This window comes from Novilysobacter viscosus (assembly GCF_046600715.1).
Taxonomy (GTDB): domain Bacteria; phylum Pseudomonadota; class Gammaproteobacteria; order Xanthomonadales; family Xanthomonadaceae; genus Lysobacter_C; species Lysobacter_C viscosus.
Genome location: NZ_JBJMAV010000006.1, coordinates 1 through 18,494 on the forward strand (window position 1 = coordinate 1; position 18,494 = coordinate 18,494).

General features: G+C 67.1%; 15 protein-coding genes and 2 tRNA genes. 10 read left to right on the forward strand and 7 right to left on the reverse strand.

Annotated features, from left to right (window positions below; all coding sequences use genetic code 11):
- Positions 1-113: 113 nt before the first annotated feature.
- Positions 114-1,256 (forward strand): molybdopterin-synthase adenylyltransferase MoeB, encoded by a 1,143-nt coding sequence (moeB, locus tag ACJQWL_RS10205; RefSeq protein WP_332702370.1) that lies wholly within the window; start codon positions 114-116, stop codon positions 1,254-1,256.
- Positions 1,257-1,571: 315 nt separating this feature from the next.
- On the opposite strand, the gene ACJQWL_RS10210 is transcribed toward moeB, so the two are convergent.
- The 3 genes from ACJQWL_RS10210 to ACJQWL_RS10220 all read right to left on the reverse strand — a co-directional run bounded on the left by ACJQWL_RS10210 (position 1,572) and on the right by ACJQWL_RS10220 (position 6,366).
- Positions 1,572-5,051 carry an ATP-binding protein gene (locus tag ACJQWL_RS10210; RefSeq protein WP_332702368.1) on the reverse strand — a complete coding sequence of 1,160 codons (3,480 nt, stop codon included), beginning with the start codon at positions 5,049-5,051 and terminating at the stop codon, positions 1,572-1,574.
- 223 nt (positions 5,052-5,274) lie between these two features.
- A complete protein-coding gene (locus tag ACJQWL_RS10215; protein ID WP_332702366.1) occupies positions 5,275-6,054 on the reverse strand; it encodes an alpha/beta hydrolase in 780 nt (259 codons plus the stop codon).
- 9 nt (positions 6,055-6,063) lie between these two features.
- Positions 6,064-6,366, reverse strand: a complete 303-nt coding sequence (locus ACJQWL_RS10220) for a DUF1244 domain-containing protein (RefSeq protein WP_332702364.1) — start codon at positions 6,364-6,366, stop codon at positions 6,064-6,066.
- A gap of 108 nt (positions 6,367-6,474) precedes the next feature.
- Here ACJQWL_RS10220 and folD point away from each other — a divergent pair, with 108 nt between their 5' ends.
- The 4 genes from folD to tadA all read left to right on the forward strand — a co-directional run bounded on the left by folD (position 6,475) and on the right by tadA (position 11,342).
- Positions 6,475-7,335 (forward strand): bifunctional methylenetetrahydrofolate dehydrogenase/methenyltetrahydrofolate cyclohydrolase FolD, encoded by an 861-nt coding sequence (gene folD, locus ACJQWL_RS10225; protein ID WP_332702362.1) that lies wholly within the window; start codon positions 6,475-6,477, stop codon positions 7,333-7,335.
- Positions 7,336-7,505: 170 nt separating this feature from the next.
- Positions 7,506-8,963: an IMP dehydrogenase gene (guaB, locus tag ACJQWL_RS10230; RefSeq protein WP_332702360.1), complete on the forward strand. Its 1,458-nt coding sequence runs from the start codon at positions 7,506-7,508 to the stop codon at positions 8,961-8,963.
- Between the two features lie 121 nt (positions 8,964-9,084).
- Positions 9,085-10,650: a glutamine-hydrolyzing GMP synthase gene (guaA, locus tag ACJQWL_RS10235; RefSeq protein ID WP_332702410.1), complete on the forward strand. Its 1,566-nt coding sequence runs from the start codon at positions 9,085-9,087 to the stop codon at positions 10,648-10,650.
- Between the two features lie 212 nt (positions 10,651-10,862).
- On the forward strand, positions 10,863-11,342 hold the full coding sequence (gene tadA, locus ACJQWL_RS10240; RefSeq protein ID WP_411300881.1) for a tRNA adenosine(34) deaminase TadA: 480 nt from the start codon (positions 10,863-10,865) through the stop codon (positions 11,340-11,342).
- 40 nt (positions 11,343-11,382) lie between these two features.
- On the opposite strand, the gene ACJQWL_RS10245 is transcribed toward tadA, so the two are convergent.
- Positions 11,383-11,856 (reverse strand): DUF2721 domain-containing protein, encoded by a 474-nt coding sequence (locus tag ACJQWL_RS10245; RefSeq protein WP_330970079.1) that lies wholly within the window; start codon positions 11,854-11,856, stop codon positions 11,383-11,385.
- A gap of 69 nt (positions 11,857-11,925) precedes the next feature.
- On the opposite strand from ACJQWL_RS10245, the gene orn reads away from it, so the two are divergent.
- Positions 11,926-12,501: an oligoribonuclease gene (orn, locus tag ACJQWL_RS10250; RefSeq protein WP_332702356.1), complete on the forward strand. Its 576-nt coding sequence runs from the start codon at positions 11,926-11,928 to the stop codon at positions 12,499-12,501.
- 110 nt (positions 12,502-12,611) lie between these two features.
- On the opposite strand, the gene ACJQWL_RS10255 is transcribed toward orn, so the two are convergent.
- Together ACJQWL_RS10255 and ppsA are read right to left on the reverse strand one after the other, a co-directional pair.
- On the reverse strand, positions 12,612-13,502 hold the full coding sequence (locus tag ACJQWL_RS10255; protein WP_330970191.1) for a mechanosensitive ion channel family protein: 891 nt from the start codon (positions 13,500-13,502) through the stop codon (positions 12,612-12,614).
- Between the two features lie 19 nt (positions 13,503-13,521).
- Positions 13,522-15,912 carry a phosphoenolpyruvate synthase gene (ppsA, locus tag ACJQWL_RS10260; protein ID WP_332702354.1) on the reverse strand — a complete coding sequence of 797 codons (2,391 nt, stop codon included), beginning with the start codon at positions 15,910-15,912 and terminating at the stop codon, positions 13,522-13,524.
- 221 nt (positions 15,913-16,133) lie between these two features.
- On the opposite strand from ppsA, the gene ppsR reads away from it, so the two are divergent.
- The 4 genes from ppsR to ACJQWL_RS10280 all read left to right on the forward strand — a co-directional run bounded on the left by ppsR (position 16,134) and on the right by ACJQWL_RS10280 (position 17,910).
- Positions 16,134-16,955: a posphoenolpyruvate synthetase regulatory kinase/phosphorylase PpsR gene (ppsR, locus tag ACJQWL_RS10265; RefSeq protein ID WP_332702353.1), complete on the forward strand. Its 822-nt coding sequence runs from the start codon at positions 16,134-16,136 to the stop codon at positions 16,953-16,955.
- 201 nt (positions 16,956-17,156) lie between these two features.
- Positions 17,157-17,672, forward strand: coding sequence for a DUF1249 domain-containing protein (locus ACJQWL_RS10270; RefSeq protein WP_332702352.1), 516 nt, complete (start codon positions 17,157-17,159; stop codon positions 17,670-17,672).
- A gap of 22 nt (positions 17,673-17,694) precedes the next feature.
- Positions 17,695-17,770 (forward strand) — tRNA-Ala (locus tag ACJQWL_RS10275).
- Positions 17,771-17,834: 64 nt separating this feature from the next.
- Positions 17,835-17,910, forward strand: a tRNA-Glu gene (locus ACJQWL_RS10280).
- 186 nt (positions 17,911-18,096) lie between these two features.
- On the opposite strand, the gene ACJQWL_RS10285 is transcribed toward ACJQWL_RS10280, so the two are convergent.
- Positions 18,097-18,492 (reverse strand): copper-binding protein, encoded by a 396-nt coding sequence (locus tag ACJQWL_RS10285; protein WP_332702351.1) that lies wholly within the window; start codon positions 18,490-18,492, stop codon positions 18,097-18,099.
- Positions 18,493-18,494: the final 2 nt, after the last annotated feature.

Genomic DNA, 18,494 nt, shown 5'->3' on the forward strand with positions numbered 1-18,494 from the left:
CCGCGATCCGGAACCAGCACGGGCGAGCTGGCATCCGATCGCGGCTGAAGCCGCTCCTACAAAAACGGTTCTGCGGACGGAACCACAATCGGCAAAGGCGGATAATCGGCCGCATGAGCATCGAAACCGTTCCTCCCGCCGAAGCCTTCCGCCGACAGCGCGCCGGCGCCGTGTTGATCGACGTGCGCGAATCGCATGAGCGCGCGGCTGGGCACGCCGCCGACGCGCGGGGTATCGCCAAAGGCGAACTCGAAGCCGACCCGCAGGCCTCACTGCCGGCCCGCGACACCGACGTGCTGCTGATCTGCCAGTCCGGCGCCCGCTCGCTGCAAGCCGCGCACTCGCTCACGGCCGCCGGCTACACACGGGTCGCGTCGGTTGAGGGCGGCACCGCGGCGTGGATGGCAGCGTCGCTGCCGATCGTCCGGCCCGAGGGCGGGGATCCCAACTTCGATGGCGACTTCTTCGACCGCTATTCGCGCCACCTGCGCCTGCCCGAAGTCGGCGAGGCCGGCCAGCGCAAGCTGCAGGTTGCGCGCATCGCGATGGTCGGGGCGGGCGGCCTCGGTTCGCCCGCCGCGTTCTATCTGGCCGCCGCCGGAATCGGCACGCTGGTGCTGGCCGACGACGACGTGATCGACCGCAGCAACCTGCAGCGGCAGATACTGCACACCGAAGCGCGCATCGGCACGTCCAAGGTCGAATCCGCCCGCGTGGCGCTGGCCGCGCTCAATCCGCGCGTGCGGGTGGAGGGGTTCGGCGAGCGTGTCACCGCCGACAACGTCGAGCGCCTGCTCGGTGGCGCCGACGTGGTGCTCGACGGCGCCGACAATTTCGCCGCGCGCTACCTGCTCAACGACGCCTGCGTGAAGCTCGGAAAGCCGCTGGTGTACGGCGCGGTGCATCGCTTCGAGGGCCAGGTCAGCGTGTTCGATGCGGGGCGCCGGCGCGGCGAGGCGCCGTGTTATCGCTGCCTGTTTCCGGAACCGCCGCCGGCCGAGGCCGCGCCCAACTGCGCCGAAGCCGGCGTGCTCGGCGTGCTGCCCGGCGTGATCGGGCTGCTGCAGGCAACCGAGGCGATCAAGCTGATCCTGGGGCTGGGTGAACCGCTTGCCGGCCGGTTGCTGCATTTCGACGCGCTGGCGATGCGCTTTCGCGAGACCCGGTTGACGGCGGATCCCGGCTGCAAGCTCTGCGCGGCCGACGCGTCGTTTCCCGGTTACATCGACTACCGCGCGTTCTGCGCCGGCGGCTGAATCGTTCGATCCGGCTGTGCCCGCTGCTTTCCGGGTCGACAGCAGCGGAGCAAGCTCCGCTCTACAGGACGCTAGGAGCGGGCCATGCCCGCGACGGGAACCGGGAGTGCGTCGCGGCGTGGATCGCGCCCATGGGGCGCTCCTACGAAAGACACACGGTTTTTGTAGGAGCGGGCCATGCCCGCGACGGGAACCGGAGTGCGCCGCGGCGTGGGTCGCGCCCATGGGGCGCTCCTACGATACGGTGGATGCGTAGAGCCGAGCTTGCTCGGCTGCTCTTCCAGGCGGACGGCAGCGCAGCAAGCTCCGCTTTCCTCAGAACCTGCGCGCCACGCTGGCGATGAGCGCGACCAGTTCGGCCGGTTCGATCGGCTTGGGCAGGTGCATCTGGTAGCCGGCGCGGATCGCCTTGAGCCGGTCGTCGGCGCCGGCGTAGGCGGTCAGCGCGATCGCGGGGATCGCGCCGCCACGATCGGCGTCGAGCGCGCGGACCCGCCGCATCAACGCGTAGCCGTCCTCGCCCGGCATCCCGATGTCGCTGACCAGCACGTCGAATGCGCCATCTTCCAGTGCGCTCACCGCCGCACCGGCCGAATCGGCGGTGCTGACACGCGCGCTGCAGGCCTCCAGCAGGCGCTGGGTCATCAAGCGTGCATCGGGGTCGTCGTCGACCACGAGCACATTCACCCCATCGAGTTCACTGGCGTGGCTGCCGCCGCGGGCCGGCGACGGCGCTCGCAGCGCCGGCTGCGAGCACGCCAGCGGCAGCGCGACCACGAACGTCGTCCCGCAACCCGCGCCTGCGCTGTGGGCATGCACCGTACCGCCATGCAGCTCGACCAGCTTCTTGACGATCGACAGCCCAAGGCCGAGCCCGCCGTGGCGCCGGCTGATCGAAGCGTCGGCCTGGCGGAAGCGGTCGAACACATACGGCAGGAATTCGGCATCGATGCCCTCGCCGGTATCGCTGACGGTCAACTCCAGCAGCGAGCCGGCACGCGCCAGTCGCACCTGCACCTCGCCGCCGCGCGGGGTGAACTTGATCGCGTTGCTAAGCAGGTTCCACAGGATCTGCTGCAGCCGCGACGCATCGCCACTGACCGTGCTATCGCCGATCGCGTCCCGGGTCGAGTGCACCAGACGCACATGCCGGGCGTCGGCGTTGGGCCGGGCGGTTTCCACCGCGGCCAAGGCAATCTCGGCCAGGTCGACGTTCTGCAGGTCCAGGCGCACCTTGCCGGAGATGATCGCGCTCATGTCGAGCAGGTCCTGGATGATCTGCGCCTGCGCGCGCGCGTTGCGTTCGATCACGTCCACGCCCTGCGCCAGTTCGGCCGGAAGCGCCTCCTGCTGCAGGCGCAGGATGCCGACCCAGCCCAGGATCGCGTTGAGCGGCGTGCGCAGCTCATGGCTCAGCGTGGCAAGGAAGTCGTCCTTCATGCGGCTGGCACGCTCGGCCTCGCTGCGTGCCTCCTGCTCGGCCTGCAGCGACTGGCGCAGGCGCTGGTCGACACTGTGCTTCTCCAGGACGATGCCGCCCAGGTGCGAGGCCAGACGTGCGAGGTCGAGATCGTGGGCGCTCGTCTCGCGCGGCTGGCGATAGTAGACCGCGACCGAGCCGAGCACCCGGCCGTCGCTGGCGCGGATCGGTATCGAGGTGCAGGCGCCGAGGCCCTGCTCGGCGGCCAGTGCGCGGAAGTCCTGCCACAGCGGATCGTTGCTGATGTCGTCCACCGACACCACCCGGTCCTCGAACGCGGCGGTGCCGCACGAGCCGGCGCTGGTGCCGATGCGCAGGCCGTCGATCGCGGCGTTGTAGGGCTCCGGCAGGCTCGGCGCGGCGCCACGATGCAGGCATTCGCCGGCCTCGTCGAGCACCAGCACCGAACACAGCATGCCATCGGCCGACTGCGCCTCGACCATCCGCACCAGCGTCTCGAGCACGTCGGGCAAGGCCGCGCCGGTCGCCATCAGTTCCAGCACCTTCTTCTCGGCGGCCAGCCCGTCCTCGATACGCTTTCGATCGGTGATGTCGATGACCGATCCGATGTAGCCCGGGACTTCACTGCGCGCTACCGGACGCGGCGCAGCCGACACCACGCACCAGCGGTAGCTGCCATCCGCGCGGCGCATGCGGAACTCGTGAGAGAACGGTTCGCGGCGCGCAGTGGCCGCGGTGAAGGTATCGATCGTCTTGAGCGCGTCATCCGGGTGCACCACGTCCACCCAACCCTCGCCCAGCGGTTGCGCGTGGGTCTGGCCGGTGAAGTCGTACCACTGCTTGTTGACGTATTCGCACTGCCTGTCGGGCCGCGTGAGCCAGATCATCACCGGTGCCTGGTCGGACATGTTGCGAAAGCGCTGCTCGCTCTCGCGCAGCTCGCGCGCGACATGGGCGCGCTCCATGGACTCCCAGCAGCGATTGGCGACGTGGTGAGTCAGGTCGACCTCCTCGGCGGTCCAGTGGCGCGGGGTCGCCTGGTGTACGGCCATCGCGGCGACGAAGCGTCCCGACTTGTGCAGCGGGACGCAGATCACTGCCTGGATCATCGTCTGGCGGTAGGCGGACAGGTCTCCCAGCGCGGGCTGATGGTCGTCGACATCGTTGACCACCAGCGGCTGCCCGGCGTGCATCAGTTGCAATGCCTGCTCGCCGAAATCGGAAAAAAACCTGTAGCGGCCGACGATGCCAGGGACGACGCGGTTGTAGTTGCCGCTGACGTTGAAGGTGTCCTGGTCGGCCTCGACGTCCGCGTAGGCGCAACGGTCGGCCTGCAGGTGCTCGCCCAGCAGGCGGGCGCAGGTTCTGGTGATCTCCTCCGGATCGGTCAGTGGCCGCACCGCCTCGTCGAGCGCGAGCAGGAAGCGGTCGCGAGTCTCGGTCTGGTGCCGTTCGGTAACGTCGATGCCGTGGGCGAGGATACCGGTCACTATGCCGTCGGCATCGCGCATCGGCAGGTAGACGAAATCCACGTAGCACGTCTCCAGCGGCCGCCCGGACTGGCGCTGCAGCAACACCTGCATGTCGTTGCCCACGTAGGGCTGGCCACTGGTATAGACGCCGTCGAGGATCCCGATGAAGCCCTGCTCGACAACTTCCGGCAGTGCCACGGTCACGGTCTGGCCGACCACTTCACGACCGCCGATGAGTTGCAGGTAGCGCTCGTTGGCGAACTCGAACACGTGCGCCGGCCCGCGGGTCACCGCCATGAACGAAGGCGAGAGCGTGAACGCATCCGCCAGCCGCTCGCGCTCGGACTGCGCGCGCGCGAGCAGTCGGTCGCGCTCGCGTTCGACCAGTACCCGCGGCGTTTCCTCGGTGCAGGCGCAGAACAGACCGCCAATCCCGCCCGAGCCGTCCGGCGCGTCATCGGGAATGGGGCTGTAGGACCAGGTGAAGTAGGCCTCCTCACGGAAGCCGTGGCGCTCCATGACCAGCAGCATGCGCTCGTTCCAGCTCGCCTCGCCGCGTTGCATCACGGCATCGGCCTGTACCCCGACCACGTCCCAAATCTCCTCCCACGCTGCCTGCGCCGGACGCGCGAATGCGGATGGGTGTCGCTTGCCCAGTAACGGGATGTAGGCGTCGTTGTAGAAGTTGATCAGCTGTGGTCCCCACCACACGAACATCGGAAACCGCGAGTTCAGGCAGATGCCCAGGGCAATGCGGAGACTCTGCGGCCAACGCTCCATTGGTCCAAGCGCATGACGCGACCAGTCGGTGGCCTGCAGCAACGCCCACGCCTCCGGCGAGGTCACCGGCGCTCCGGCTGCGGACTGCTTCGGTTGCATCATCGGTCGCGGTTCCCGCGGTGCAGCGCTGCAGGCGCGCGGCATGTCACCGGGCAGTGGCGATGCTCCTCGGGATGCGTGATCCAGCGGGACCAGCGTCGATCAGATAGGCACATCGTGTCGAGTCTAGCGGTGGCGGGTGTAAAGATGAAGAAAAAAGGCCCGCCGAAAAACGGCGGCCCGCCGCCATCACCAGGACGTTCGGTGCGCGCGTGCCGGCGTCGCATCAGCGCATGAATTCCGACAACGCCTGCCCATATTCGGGATACATCGCGATGTCGTTGTGCCCGGCCTGCTCGATCGCCACGACCTGCGTGGCCACCAACAACCCCGACGCCAACGACGCGATCAGCCGGTCGGTCGCCGGCGCCGGCACGACCGCGTCCTCGCCGGCACGGATGATCAGCACCTCGCCGCGATAGTCCGCCAAGGCATCGGCGGTGTCATAGCGATCGCGCATCAACCAGCGCACGGGCATCCATGGGTAGTGCGATTGCGCGACGTTGGGCAGCGAGTCGAACGGCGTGATCAGCACCAGCCGTGGCACGTCCCGGCGCGAGGCGAGGTGGCCAGCGACGCCGCTGCCGAGGCTGCGGCCTACCGCTGCGATGGACGCCGCGGGCTGGCGGGCCCTCACGTGGTCATACAGTGCGAGCGCATCGGCGACCAGCGCCGCTTCGCTGGGCTCGCCGTCGCTGGCGCCGTAACCGCGGTAGGCGAGCAGGTAGATGGTGCGGCCGGGAAACCAGCGGCGGAGATCCTCGCGCGAGGCCTCGATGCGCTCGGCATTGCCGCCGAAGTACAGCAGCGCGTCGGGCTTTCCCGGATTCACCACCCAGCCGCGCAGCGTGATGTCGCCGCGGGCGAGGGCAAAGTCGGTCTCCGCCGCCTCGACCCGGGTGAACTCCGGGAAATATATGAGACTGCGTTGGCGTTCATACAGCAGCAGGCACAAGCCGACATAGGCCAGCAGCACGACCGCCAGCGCGCCCAGCAGGATGCGCATCGGGGCGGCTCAGCCGTTGCTCGCCCGTGCGGCCTCGAATGCTGCCAGTTGCTCCGGCGTCGCCTCGCGCTGGTGCTGCGCTTTCCATTGCGTGAACGGCATGCCGTAGACGGCCTCGCGGGCCTCGTCCCGGGTCATCGTGATGCCGCGCGCTTCGGCGGCATCGCGGTACCAGTCCGACAGGCAGTTGCGGCAGAACCCGGCCTGGATCATCAGATCGATGTTCTGCACGTCCGGACGCTCGTGCATCAGGTGCTGCAGCAGACGGCGGAACGCGGCGGCTTCGATGGCGGTGGTTTCGTGGTCGGTCATGGCGCAGTCGGCAAGTCCGTGGGAGCGTCGCCTACGTTACGTCGGATTTCGTGGTGACGTGGTAATCGGGGACAATGCCGGTCCCAGCGCCCGGGTGTCCCTCCACTGATGACCGCAAAGATCCTCGACGGCAAGCGCATCGCCGAAGCCCTGCTCGATGACCTCAAGGTACGGGTCGATGCACGTATGGCCGCCGGCGGCACCCGGCCGGGACTCGCGGTGGTGCTGGTCGGTGGCGATCCGGCCTCCGGCGTGTACGTGCGCAACAAGCGGCGTGCCGCCAAGAAGGTTGGCATCCGCGCGATCGACCACGACCTGCCGGCGACCACCACCGACGCCGAGCTGCTCGCGCTGATCGACCGGCTCAACGCGGACCCGCAGGTGCACGGCATCCTGGTGCAGCTGCCGCTGCCGGACCGCCGCGACGGCACGGAGCTGATCCACCGGATCGACCCGCGCAAGGACGTCGACGGGTTCCATCCCCAGAACGTCGGCCATCTCGCGCTGCGCCAGTTCGGCCTGCGTCCGTGCACCCCGCGCGGCATCACCACCTTGCTGGCCTACACCGACCGGCCGGTGCGCGGTGCCAGTGCCACGGTGGTGGGCGTGTCCAACCACGTCGGCCGGCCCATGGCGCTGGAGCTGTTGATCGCCGGCTGCACCACCACCTGCTGCCACAAGTTCACCCCGGCCGAGGCGCTGGAGGCGGCGGTGCGCGGCGCCGACATCCTGGTGGTCGCGGTCGGGCGCCCGCGGCTGATCCCGGGCGAGTGGGTCAAGCCCGGTGCGGTGGTGATCGATGTCGGCATCAACCGCCTCGAGGACGGCCGCCTGGTCGGCGACGTGGGCTTCGCCGCGGCGGCTGAACGGGCCAGCTGGATCACGCCGGTGCCGGGCGGGGTCGGGCCGATGACCGTTGCGACGCTGATGCAGAACACCCTGGATGCCGCCGACGCTGCCGAGTCGTAGGGCGGGTAAGTCGGCGGCTTTCGCCGCCTGTGAGCCGGCAAGGCCGTGCCCACCCCCAGCGGCGACTTACCCACTCACAGCCGCGCCAGCGGCGACTTGCCCCTCACAGGCCGCGCAGCGGCCGACTCCCGCCTGATACAATGACGCGCTTCATTCCCCCGGGCCCGCCCATGCTGCGCATCCAGGCTGAAGCGCTGACCTACGACGACGTATCGCTCGTCCCCGCGCATTCGAGCGTCCTGCCCAAGGACGTCAAGCTCACCACCCGCCTCACCCGCGACCTGAGCATCCGCCTGCCGATCCTGTCGGCGGCGATGGACACCGTCAGCGAGGCGCGCCTCGCCATCGCGATGGCGCAGCTCGGCGGCATCAGCATCATCCACAAGAACATGAGCGTCGAGCAGCAGGCCTCGCACGTGGCGCAGGTCAAGACGTTCGAGGCCGGGGTGATCCGGCGGCCGTTCACGGTCGGTCCGGAAACCACGATCGGCGACGTGCTCAAGCTCACCCGCGCGCGCAACATCTCCGGCGTGCCGGTGGTCGACGGCGGGCGCCTGGTCGGCATCGTCACCAGTCGCGACATGCGATTCGAGAAGAAGCTCGACGATCCGGTCCGCCACATCATGACCAAGAAAGATCGCCTGGTGACCGTGCAGGAGGGCGCCGCGGACGAAGAGGTGGTGCACCTGCTGCACAAGCACCGCATCGAGAAGGTGCTGGTGGTCAACGACGGTTTCGAGTTGCGCGGCCTGATCACGGTCAAGGACATCCAGAAAAAATCCGACAACCCCAACGCCGCCTATGACAGCAGCGAGCGCCTGCTGGTCGGGGCTGCGGTCGGTGTGGCCGGCGATACCGAGGCGCGGATCGAGGCGCTGGCCGAGGCCGGGGTCGACGTGGTGGTGGTCGATACCGCGCACGGCCATTCGCAGGGCGTGCTCGAGCGGGTGCGGTGGGTCAAGCAGCGTTTCCCGCAGCTGCAGGTGATCGGCGGCAACATCGTCACCGGCGATGCCGCGCTGGCGCTGATGGACCATGGCGCGGACGCGGTCAAGGTGGGGATCGGGCCGGGCTCGATCTGCACCACGCGAATCGTGGCCGGCGTCGGCGTGCCGCAGGTGACTGCGGTGGCGATGGTGGCCGAGGCACTGCAGGACCGCATCCCGCTGATCGCCGACGGCGGCATCCGCTACTCGGGCGATATCGGCAAGGCGATCGTTGCGGGCGCATCGACGGTGATGGTCGGCGGCCTGTTCGCCGGCACCGAGGAGGCCCCCGGGGAGACCGAGCTGTTCCAGGGTCGCAGCTACAAGAGCTACCGCGGCATGGGCAGCCTGGGCGCGATGGAGCAGGGCTCCAAGGATCGCTATTTCCAGGATGCCTCCGACGCCGACAAGCTGGTGCCGGAAGGTATCGAGGGGCGGGTTCCGTACCGCGGACCGCTGCGCAACGTCGTCCACCAGCTCGCCGGCGGCCTGCGCGCGACGATGGGCTACGTCGGCTGCGCGACGATCGAGGAAATGCGCAAGCAGCCCAGCTTCGTGCGCGTGACCAACGCCGGCACGCGCGAGAGCCATGTGCATGACGTGCAGATCACCAAGGAACCGCCGAATTATCGGGCGGGGTGAAAACAGTAGGAGTGAGTGAAGAGGAGTGAGGAGTGGGAGCCGATGCTCCCGCACCGTTCGCACCGCTTTCTCTCGCTTCTCACTCCTCTCCACTCACTTCTCGCCCATGACCATCGCCCACATCGACGACATCCATTCCGACCGCATCCTGATCCTGGATTTCGGCGCGCAGTACACGCAGTTGATCGCCCGCCGCATCCGCGAGATCGGGGTCTACTGCGAAGTCTGGGCCTGGGACCACGATCCGGCCGAGATCGCCGGCTACGGTGCCAACGGCATCATCCTCTCGGGCGGTCCGGAGTCGACCACGGCACAAGGCGCGCCGCGGGCGCCGCAGGAGGTGTTCGATTCCGGCCTGCCGATCCTGGGGATCTGCTACGGGATGCAGACGCTGGCGGTGCAGCTGGGCGGTTCGACCGAGGCGGCCGACGCACGCGAGTTCGGCCACGCCGAGGTCGAGCTGTTTGCCCACGATGCGCTACTGGGCGGCCTGAGCGACCACGCAGGCCAGCCGCGCCTGAACGTCTGGATGAGCCACGGCGACCACGTCGCCACCGCGCCGCCGGGGTTCACCGTGACCGCACGCACCGACCGCATCCCGGTCGCGGCGATGGCCTGCGAGGACAAGCGCTGGTACGGCGTGCAGTTCCATCCGGAAGTCACCCACACCCTGCAGGGCCAGACCCTGCTGCGTCGTTTCGTCACCGAGATCTGCGGCTGCCAGACCTTGTGGACCGCCGCGCACATCATCGACGACCAGATCGCCCGGGTGCGCGAACAGGTCGGCAGCGACGAGGTGATCCTGGGCCTGTCCGGCGGAGTCGACTCCTCGGTCGTCGCCGCGCTGTTGCACAAGGCCATCGGCGACCAGCTGACCTGCGTGTTCGTCGACACCGGCCTGCTGCGCTGGCAGGAGGGCGACCAGGTGATGGCGATGTTCGCCGAGCACATGGGCGTGAAGGTGATCCGGGTCGACGCCGCCGACCGCTACTTCGCGGCATTGGAAGGCGTCAGCGACCCTGAGGCCAAGCGCAAGATCATCGGCAACCTGTTCATCGACATCTTCGACGAAGAGTCGTCGCGGCTCGCCAATGCGAAGTGGCTGGCGCAGGGCACCATCTACCCCGACGTGATCGAGTCCGCCGGCAGCAAGACCGGCAAGGCCCACGTCATCAAGAGCCACCACAACGTCGGCGGACTGCCCGAGCACATGAAACTCGGGCTGGTCGAGCCGCTGCGCGAGCTGTTCAAGGACGAGGTCCGTCGCCTCGGCGTCGAGCTCGGCCTGCCCGAGCCGATGGTCTACCGCCATCCGTTCCCCGGCCCGGGCCTGGGCGTGCGCATCCTGGGCGAGGTCAGGCAGGAGTACGCCGAGCTGCTGGCCCAGGCCGACAACATCTTCATCGAGGAGCTGCGCAGGGCCGACCTGTACGACAAGACCAGCCAGGCCTTCGCGGTGTTCCTGCCGGTGAAGTCGGTCGGCGTGGTCGGCGACGCGCGCGCCTACGAATGGGTGATCGCCTTGCGCGCGGTGGAGACCATCGACTTCATGACCGCACACTGGGCGCACCTCCCGTACGAGTTTCTCGGCCGGGTTTCTAACAGGATAATCAACGAGTTACGAGGCGTTTCTCGTGTTGTCTATGACATCAGTGGCAAGCCGCCTGCGACGATCGAGTGGGAGTAGGGGCTTTTTTGACGCGGATCAACGCGGATAAAAACGCGGATAGAGCAAAGGTTGTGATGGCTAGTTCGTCTTTCGTAGTTCGTAGGATGGGTTGAGCGCAGCGAAACCCATCGTGGTCTCGGTCGATGGGTATTCGCCTTCGGCTCAACCCATCCTACGGCTCTGTTGTTCTGCTTGGTCCGCTGTTATCCGCGTCAAAAATGTTAGCGCCCATGAACACCGACGAACACTGGATGCAGCACGCGCTCGCCTTGGCCGAGCGTGCCGAGCGCGAGGACGACGAGATTCCGGTCGGCGCGCTGTTGGTATCAGCCGCGGGCGAGGTCCTGGGCGAGGGCTGGAACCGCAACATCACCGAGCATGACCCGACCGCGCACGCCGAAGTCGTCGCGATGCGCCAGGCCGGTGCACGCATTGGCAACCACCGGCTGCTAGGCAGCACGCTGTACGTGACCCTGGAGCCGTGCGCGATGTGCGCGATGGCGATGATCCATGCGCGTGTGGCGCGCGTGGTCTATGCGGCCAGCGATCCCAAGACCGGCGCCGCCGGCAGTGTGTTCGATCTGTTGGCCGACCCGCGCCACAACCACCGCGTCGAAGTGCAGGGTGGGGTGCTCGGCGAGGCGGCTGCGGCGCGGCTGACCGCCTATTTCCGCCGCAAGCGCGGCAAGGCCACGCCGGCCGCGTCCTAGTCAGCTCTTGTCGAGCATGATCAGCTCTGGTCGAGCATGCTCAGCTCTTGTCGAGCATGGCGCGTGCGCGCTCGTGGGCGTGGTCCATTTCCTCGTTGAGCGCGGCCACCGCGAGCGCGGCTTCGCGCGACAGGCTTAGGCTCGCGGCAAACATGGTCAGCACGCCCAGCACCGCCAATGCCGTCGGCATGTACCCGAGCCGGTAGTCGAGGAATGCGTCGATCGCGACCGTCAGGCTGGTGCCGACGAAGAAACTGATCGACCCGTAGAGCAACTGGCTGCCACGCAGGATCAGGTTGGAGCGACGCCGCTGGATCCGGATTCGGCGCTCGATCCGCAGGATATGCTCGTCATCGTCCTTGCCGTCCTCAAGCTCGCGCAGCAAACCGCGCAGCCGGTCGACCACGCGCGCCAGCCGGTTGTTGGCCGACAGCAGCAGCGATGCGGTGGCGGTCAGGAAAAACGCCGGCGCCAGCATCGCGGTGAGGATTGCGTAGTGTGCATTCTGGAACATCGGATCGCTCGTGGCAGTCGCGGGGCGTGGGCTATCATGCCGCGACACCGACAAGACAGCGAGCCATCAATGCAAAGGACTGGGGCCGAGCACCGGCTTATCTGGATCGACCTTGAGATGACCGGACTGGACACCGACCGGGACTCGATCCTCGAGATCGCCACGGTGGTGACCGATGCCAACCTCGAGGTGCTGGCCGAGGGTCCTGAACTGGCCATCGCGCATTCGCTGCAGACGCTGGAGGCGATGGACGAATGGAACCGCAACCAGCATCGCAAGTCCGGATTATGGCAGCGGGTGCTGGAGCAAGGCGTGGCAATGGCCGAGGCCGAGCAGCGCACGCTCGCATTCCTCGGCAAGTGGGTGGCGGCCAATACCTCGCCGATCTGCGGCAACTCGATCTGCCAGGACCGGCGCTTCCTGCACCGGCAGATGCCGCAACTGGAAAAACACTTCCACTACCGCAACCTCGACGTCAGTACCGTCAAGGAACTCGCCCGACGCTGGGCGCCGGAAGTGCTGGCCGGCGCCGGCAAGGAATCCAAGCACACGGCGTTGAGCGACGTGCAGGACTCGATTGCGGAGTTGCGGCACTACCGGTATTTCATGGGCCAGTTGAGCGGCCTGCATCCGGTCGAGGATTGACCGCGCCACAGCACCTGTAGGAGCGGCTTCAGCCGCGATCAGTTGCCGTCCAGCGGACCGACTGGCACGCGAGACTCGCCATTGCGATGCTCCTACAGGGGCGTCGGGCTTCAGCCGCCTTCGATCTGGTTGGCGGCCTGGGGGCTCAGCAGTCGCGGGTCGATGATGCTGCCGTCGCGGGCGTCGTGGTGATAGACGTGCACATCGCGCTGCGGGAACGGGATGTTGACGCCGATCGCGTCGAAGCACTTCTTGATGCGTTCGGTCAATTCGCACTTGGTCACGAAAAAGTCGGCATTGGCGACGTGGCAGCGGATGCCGAGATCGACGCTGTTGTCGCCCAGCGCATAGACCAGCACGTCGGGCGCCGGGTCCTCCAGCACCCGCTCGTCGCCGTGCATCAGCTCCAGCGCCGCCGCACGCGCGGCGTCGATATCGCTGTTGTAGGCAATGCCGATCACCAGCTCAATGCGACGCCTAACGTCCGGGGTCAGGTTGATGATCGAGTCGGTGGTGACCAGGCTGTTGGGCAGCACGATGGTCTGGTTGTCGGGGCCGCGCAGCACCGTCTGGAAGATGCTGACCGACTCGACCAGGCCGGTCTGCCCGCCGACGGTGACGATATTGCCGACGCGGAAGGGCTTGAGCGTCACCAGCATCACGCCGGACGCGATGTTGGACAACGAATCCTTCAATGCCAGGCCGATCGCCAGGCCGGCGGCACCGAGCACCGCGATCATCGAGGTCATCGGAATGCCGATGAACTGCAGCACCGCCAGAATCAGCACCACCACCAGCAGCACATAGGCCACCTTTCGCAGGAACAGCACCGCGGTCGCCTCGACGCGAGACCGGGTGAGTGCCTTCTCGGCCAGTCCCGAAACCCACGTGGCGACACGCAGCCCGATCAGCAGGATCAACAACCCGCCGAGCACCTTCGCGCCCCAGGTCATCGCGATTGCCTGCCAACTGCCCGCTTCCAGGTTGCTTAACCAGTCCATACGGCCTCCCTCTACTCGATTAGCCAGCCTTCGCCTTCGCAAGCCGCAACCAGGTATCAACCACCGTGTCGGGGTTCAGCGACACCGAGTCGATGCCCTGGTCCATCAGCCATTCGGCCAGGTCAGGGTGATCGCTGGGTCCCTGGCCGCAGATGCCGACGTACTTACCCTTGGCGCGGGCGGTCGAGATCGCCATCGACAGCAGCTTCTTGACCGCGGGGTCGCGCTCGTCGAACAGGCTGGACACCAGTGCCGAATCGCGGTCCAGCCCGAGGGTCAGCTGGGTCAGGTCGTTGGAGCCGATCGAGAAGCCGTCGAAGATATCGAGGAACTCGTCGGCGAGCAGGGCATTGGACGGTAATTCGCACATCATGATGATCTTGAGATCGTCCTTGCCCTGTTCCAGCCCGTTGGCACGCAGCACCTCGACCACCTTGCGGCCTTCCTCCAGGGTGCGCACGAACGGGATCATGACCCAGCAATTGGTCAGGCCCATCTGCTCGCGCACCTTCAGGACCGCGCGGCACTCCAGCGCGAACGCGTCGGTGAAGCTGGGATCGACGTAGCGGCTGGCACCGCGAAACCCGATCATCGGGTTCTCCTCGTGCGGCTCGTAGCGCGCGCCGCCGATCAGGTTGGCGTATTCGTTCGACTTGAAGTCCGACAGCCGCACGATCACCGGGTTGGGTGCGAACGCAGCGGTGATCGTGGCAATGCCCTCGGCCAGCCGGTCGACGTAAAAGTCGACCGGGTCATCACCGTAACCGGCAATGCGCGCGTCGATCTTCTGCTTGGTCGCTGCATCCTGTTGCGCATACTCCAGCAGCGCCTTGGGGTGGATGCCGATGTGGCTGGCGATGATCATCTCCAGCCGCGCCAGTCCGACGCCGGCGTTGGGCAGCATCGCAAAATCGAACGCGCGCTCCGGGTTGGCGACGTTCATCATCACCTTGAGCGGCGCCGGCGGCATCTTCTGCAGGTCGGCGGTATGGCGCTCGAAGGGCAGGGCACCGTCGTAGATGAAGCCGGTGTCGCCCTCGCAGCAGCTGATGGTGACCGTCTGGCCGTCGCGGATCGTGTCCAGCCCGTTGCCGGTGCCGACCACCGCCGGCACGCCCAGCTCGCGCGCGATGATCGCGGCGTGGCAGGTGCGGCCACCGCGGTTGGTCACGATCGCCGCCGAACGCTTCATCACCGGCTCCCAGTCGGGGTCGGTCATGTCGGCGACCAGTACGTCGCCGGGCTGCACGCGACTCATGTCATTGAGGTTGCGCACCACGCGCGCGACGCCGCTGCCGATCCTCTGGCCGATCGCGCGGCCCTCGCAGATCACCGGGCCGCGCTCGCCGAGCTGGAAGCGCTCGATCTGGGTGGCCTTGCCGCGCGACTTCACCGTCTCCGGGCGCGCCTGCACGATGAAGAGCTTTCCGCTGACGCCGTCCCGCGCCCACTCGATGTCCATCGGGCGGCCGTAGTGCTGCTCGATCACCAGCGCCTGCCGCGACAGCTCGTGCACGTCCTCATCGCTCAGCGAGAAGGTGTTGCGCAGCTCGGCCGGGGTCTCCTCGGTGCGCACGCGCTCGCCGGGCTGGTCGGAGTAGACCATGCGCAGCTGCTTGGCGCCGATCGTGCGCCGCAGGATCGCCGGCTTGCCCTGCTGCAGGGTGGGCTTGTAGACGTAGAACTCGTCGGGATTGACCGCGCCCTGCACGACCATTTCGCCGAGCCCGTAGCTGGAGGTCACAAACACCACGTCGCGGAAGCCGGACTCGGTATCGAGCGTGAACAGCACGCCGGAGGCACCGACGTCGGACCGGACCATCAACTGCACGCCGGCCGACAGGAACACGTCCTCGTGCTTGAAGCCGTGGTGCACGCGGTAGGCGATCGCGCGGTCGTTGTAGAGGCTGGCGAAGACTTCCTTGACCTTGACCACCACGTCGTCCTCGCCGGTGACATTGAGGAAGGTTTCCTGCTGCCCGGCAAACGACGCATCCGGCAGATCCTCGGCGGTGGCCGAAGAGCGTACCGCCACCGCGACGTCGTTGCCGTTGGAGCCGGCGCTGGCGTTGTCCTGGCACAGCTGGCGATAGGCGGTGCGGATGTCCTGGTCGAGTTGCGGCTGCAATGGCGCGGCGATCACCCAATTGCGGATCTCGGTGCCGGCCGCAGCCAATGCCCCGACATCCTCGACATCCAGCGGAGCCAGGCGATCGAAGATCCGCTGATGCAGATCGTTGTGGGCGATGAAGTCCTTGAATGCCTCGGCCGTGGTGGCGAAGCCGCCCGGTACCGATACGCCGAGTTTCGCGAGGTTGCCGATCATCTCGCCGAGCGAGGAGTTCTTGCCGCCGACGCGGGCCAGGTCGTTGAGGCGCAGCGCGTGCAGCCAGAGGATGTTCTCGTTCAAGGCGGGCGATCTCCGTGGGGGCAGCAATATCGGGGGGCGAGGGCAGGGAGCGATGTGGCGCGAGAATATGCCGGCTGCGGTGGACACGGCGTTTGCGGGCGCGGCCAAGCGGCTATGATCGCTGTTGCGTCGGGTGCTTACAAGCTTGATCCGGCGGGCTTTTTCCTATCTGGAGGCAGGCCTGCGGAGTAATCCGCAGGTACATATTGCGAGGTGATTCGATGACGGGCTTGCGTCCGGTTTTCTACATTTCCGACGGTACCGGCATCACCGCCGAGACGATCGGCCACAGCCTGTTGACCCAGTTCACCACTACGCGTTTCGTCAGCGACCGCATCGCGTTCGTGGACTCCATCGAACGTGCCGGTGAAGCCGCCGTGCGCATCCGCGCCGCGGCCGAACTGCACGGCGTGCGGCCGGTGGTCATCAACTCGTGCATGGATGGCAACGTCAGCGCGGCGCTGGCCGAGAGCGGCGCGCTGATGCTGGACGTGTTCGCGCCTTTCATCGAGCCGCTGGAGCAGGAGTTCGGCGAGAGCCGCCAGCACACCGTCGGCCGGGCCCATGGGCTGATCGATTTCGACACATACCATCGCCGCATCAATGCGATGAACTACGCGCTCAGCCACGACGACGGCGCCAGCATCGACTACAGCGACGCCGACCTGATCCTGGTGGCGGTGTCGCGCGCCGGCAAGACCCCGACCTGCGTCTACCTGGCGCTGCACTACGGCGTGCGCGCGGCCAACTATCCGCTGACCGAGGAAGACCTCGAGCACGACCGGCTGCCGCCGCGCCTGCGGCCGTTTCGCAACAAGCTGTTCGGGCTGACCATCGACCCGGTGCGCCTGCAGCAGATCCGGCAGGAGCGCCGTCCGGATTCGCGCTATGCCAAGCTGGAGACCTGCAAGCGCGAGGTCGCGGCGGCGGAAATGATGTTCCGCGCCGAACGCATTCCGACGCTGAGCACCACGCACACCTCGATCGAGGAAATCTCCAGCAAGGTGCTGACCTCATTGGGCATCCAGCGCGAGATGTTCTGAAGCCGGCTCGCCATGCGCGCTGTGTTGTAGGAGCGCCCCATGGGCGCGATGCTTTCGCATCGTCTGATCGAAGAACATCACGCCCATGGGGCGCTCCTACGGAAGCGTTGATCTCGACCAACGCTGAACCATAAAGTTATGCGCGTCGCAGGACGTTCGTCAATGCTGCCGCGCCGCCGCCGGCGCGTGTAGCATCGGGCCATGAATTCGCTTGCCACCCGCACCGCCCGCATTCCGCGCCTGTCCCGCCTCGGCTGGTTGATGGGCCTGTATGCCGAGAACCACGCGCGCATCGAGCGTCTGTTCGCACCAGCGAAGCTGGCTCCGGGACGATATCTGTCGCAGGTCGATGACCAGCTAGACCTGCATCTCGATGTCATCGAGCAACATCGCTACACGACCGAGCTCCGGCTGAGCTACGCGATGACCGATCCGCAGACCGGCGAGCCCGACCCGTCGGCCTACCTGCGGTTGTACAACGATGCGCGCCAGGTGGAAGCCACGCACTGCTACATCGGCCGCCGCTGGCAGGACGTCATCGGCATGTATCCGCCGCCCGCACGGCTGTTCGGCCACCGCCTGCGAATGAACACGTTCCTGGGCAAATGGCTCGAATACCTGGCCGAGCGCGGGCACGGCGTCGGCACGTTGGGGTTCGCGGGGGAAATTCCGCGCGAAACAAAAAGAGCGCTTGACGATCCGGAAATCGCTGCTTAAGCTTGTCGACTTTCCAGCACGTGGGGCCATAGCTCAGCTGGGAGAGCGCTACAATGGCATTGTAGAGGTCGGCGGTTCGATCCCGCCTGGCTCCACCATCTCGCTGGAACGTGTCAGGCCCGACTGCGTGAAAGGCAGTCGCAAAAGGGCTGAGTTTTCCGCGTCCCCATCGTCTAGAGGCCTAGGACACTGCCCTTTCACGGCGGCGACAGGGGTTCGAATCCCCTTGGGGACGCCATCTCGTTTCTGCAACGAAGCCCGCCACTGGCGGGCTTCGTTGTTTCCGATGGTCGGAGACCGGAACGGGCAGGCGCACTTCCCTTCTGCGGAGGACGCGGCGCGGCAGGACCTCTTCGCAGGTCTACCGCGCCGGAGCCAGGCAGTTCATCACCCGCTCGCCAGGCCTGCACGCCTGCGCGCGTACCTACTGGCTTGAGATCGAGGTGATCGTGCCGTCCATGCCGGTCGAGGTGAACTCGAACGACACCTCGTCGCCCGGCTCGATCGAGCCCAGATCGATCCCGGGCGCCTGGAACGTCATCGTCATCGCAGGCCATTGCAGTGCGTCGACGGGGCCATGGTCGATGGTGATGGTGCCGGCGGAGGCATCGACGGCCTGCACGGTGCCGGTGGTCGATGCACTGGTCGTGCCGGCGTTGTCGCGCTGCATGCCCTGCATGCCATCGGCGCCGGGCGCCGGCGCGGCCGGTGCCGCTGCATCAGGCGCTGCCAGGTTCTGCTCGTCGGCCTCTGGTGAGCAGCCGGCGAGCAGCCCGAGTGCAAGCAGCGCGGTCATCGTGTACGTGGTCAGGGTCTTCATGT

Excerpts from the sequence above, each read along its gene's own strand:
- moeB (WP_332702370.1), top strand. The coding sequence starts at position 114 with ATGAGCATCGAAACCGTTCCTCCCGCCGAAGCCTTCCGCCGACAGCGC.
- ACJQWL_RS10210 (WP_332702368.1), bottom strand. The coding sequence starts at position 5,051 with ATGATGCAACCGAAGCAGTCCGCAGCCGGAGCGCCGGTGACCTCGCCG.
- ACJQWL_RS10215 (WP_332702366.1), bottom strand. The coding sequence starts at position 6,054 with ATGCGCATCCTGCTGGGCGCGCTGGCGGTCGTGCTGCTGGCCTATGTC.
- ACJQWL_RS10220 (WP_332702364.1), bottom strand. The coding sequence starts at position 6,366 with ATGACCGACCACGAAACCACCGCCATCGAAGCCGCCGCGTTCCGCCGT.
- folD (WP_332702362.1), top strand. The coding sequence starts at position 6,475 with ATGACCGCAAAGATCCTCGACGGCAAGCGCATCGCCGAAGCCCTGCTC.
- guaB (WP_332702360.1), top strand. The coding sequence starts at position 7,506 with ATGCTGCGCATCCAGGCTGAAGCGCTGACCTACGACGACGTATCGCTC.
- tadA (WP_411300881.1), top strand. The coding sequence starts at position 10,863 with ATGAACACCGACGAACACTGGATGCAGCACGCGCTCGCCTTGGCCGAG.
- ACJQWL_RS10245 (WP_330970079.1), bottom strand. The coding sequence starts at position 11,856 with ATGTTCCAGAATGCACACTACGCAATCCTCACCGCGATGCTGGCGCCG.
- orn (WP_332702356.1), top strand. The coding sequence starts at position 11,926 with ATGCAAAGGACTGGGGCCGAGCACCGGCTTATCTGGATCGACCTTGAG.
- ACJQWL_RS10255 (WP_330970191.1), bottom strand. The coding sequence starts at position 13,502 with ATGGACTGGTTAAGCAACCTGGAAGCGGGCAGTTGGCAGGCAATCGCG.
- ppsR (WP_332702353.1), top strand. The coding sequence starts at position 16,134 with ATGACGGGCTTGCGTCCGGTTTTCTACATTTCCGACGGTACCGGCATC.
- ACJQWL_RS10270 (WP_332702352.1), top strand. The coding sequence starts at position 17,157 with ATGAATTCGCTTGCCACCCGCACCGCCCGCATTCCGCGCCTGTCCCGC.
- ACJQWL_RS10285 (WP_332702351.1), bottom strand. The coding sequence starts at position 18,492 with ATGAAGACCCTGACCACGTACACGATGACCGCGCTGCTTGCACTCGGG.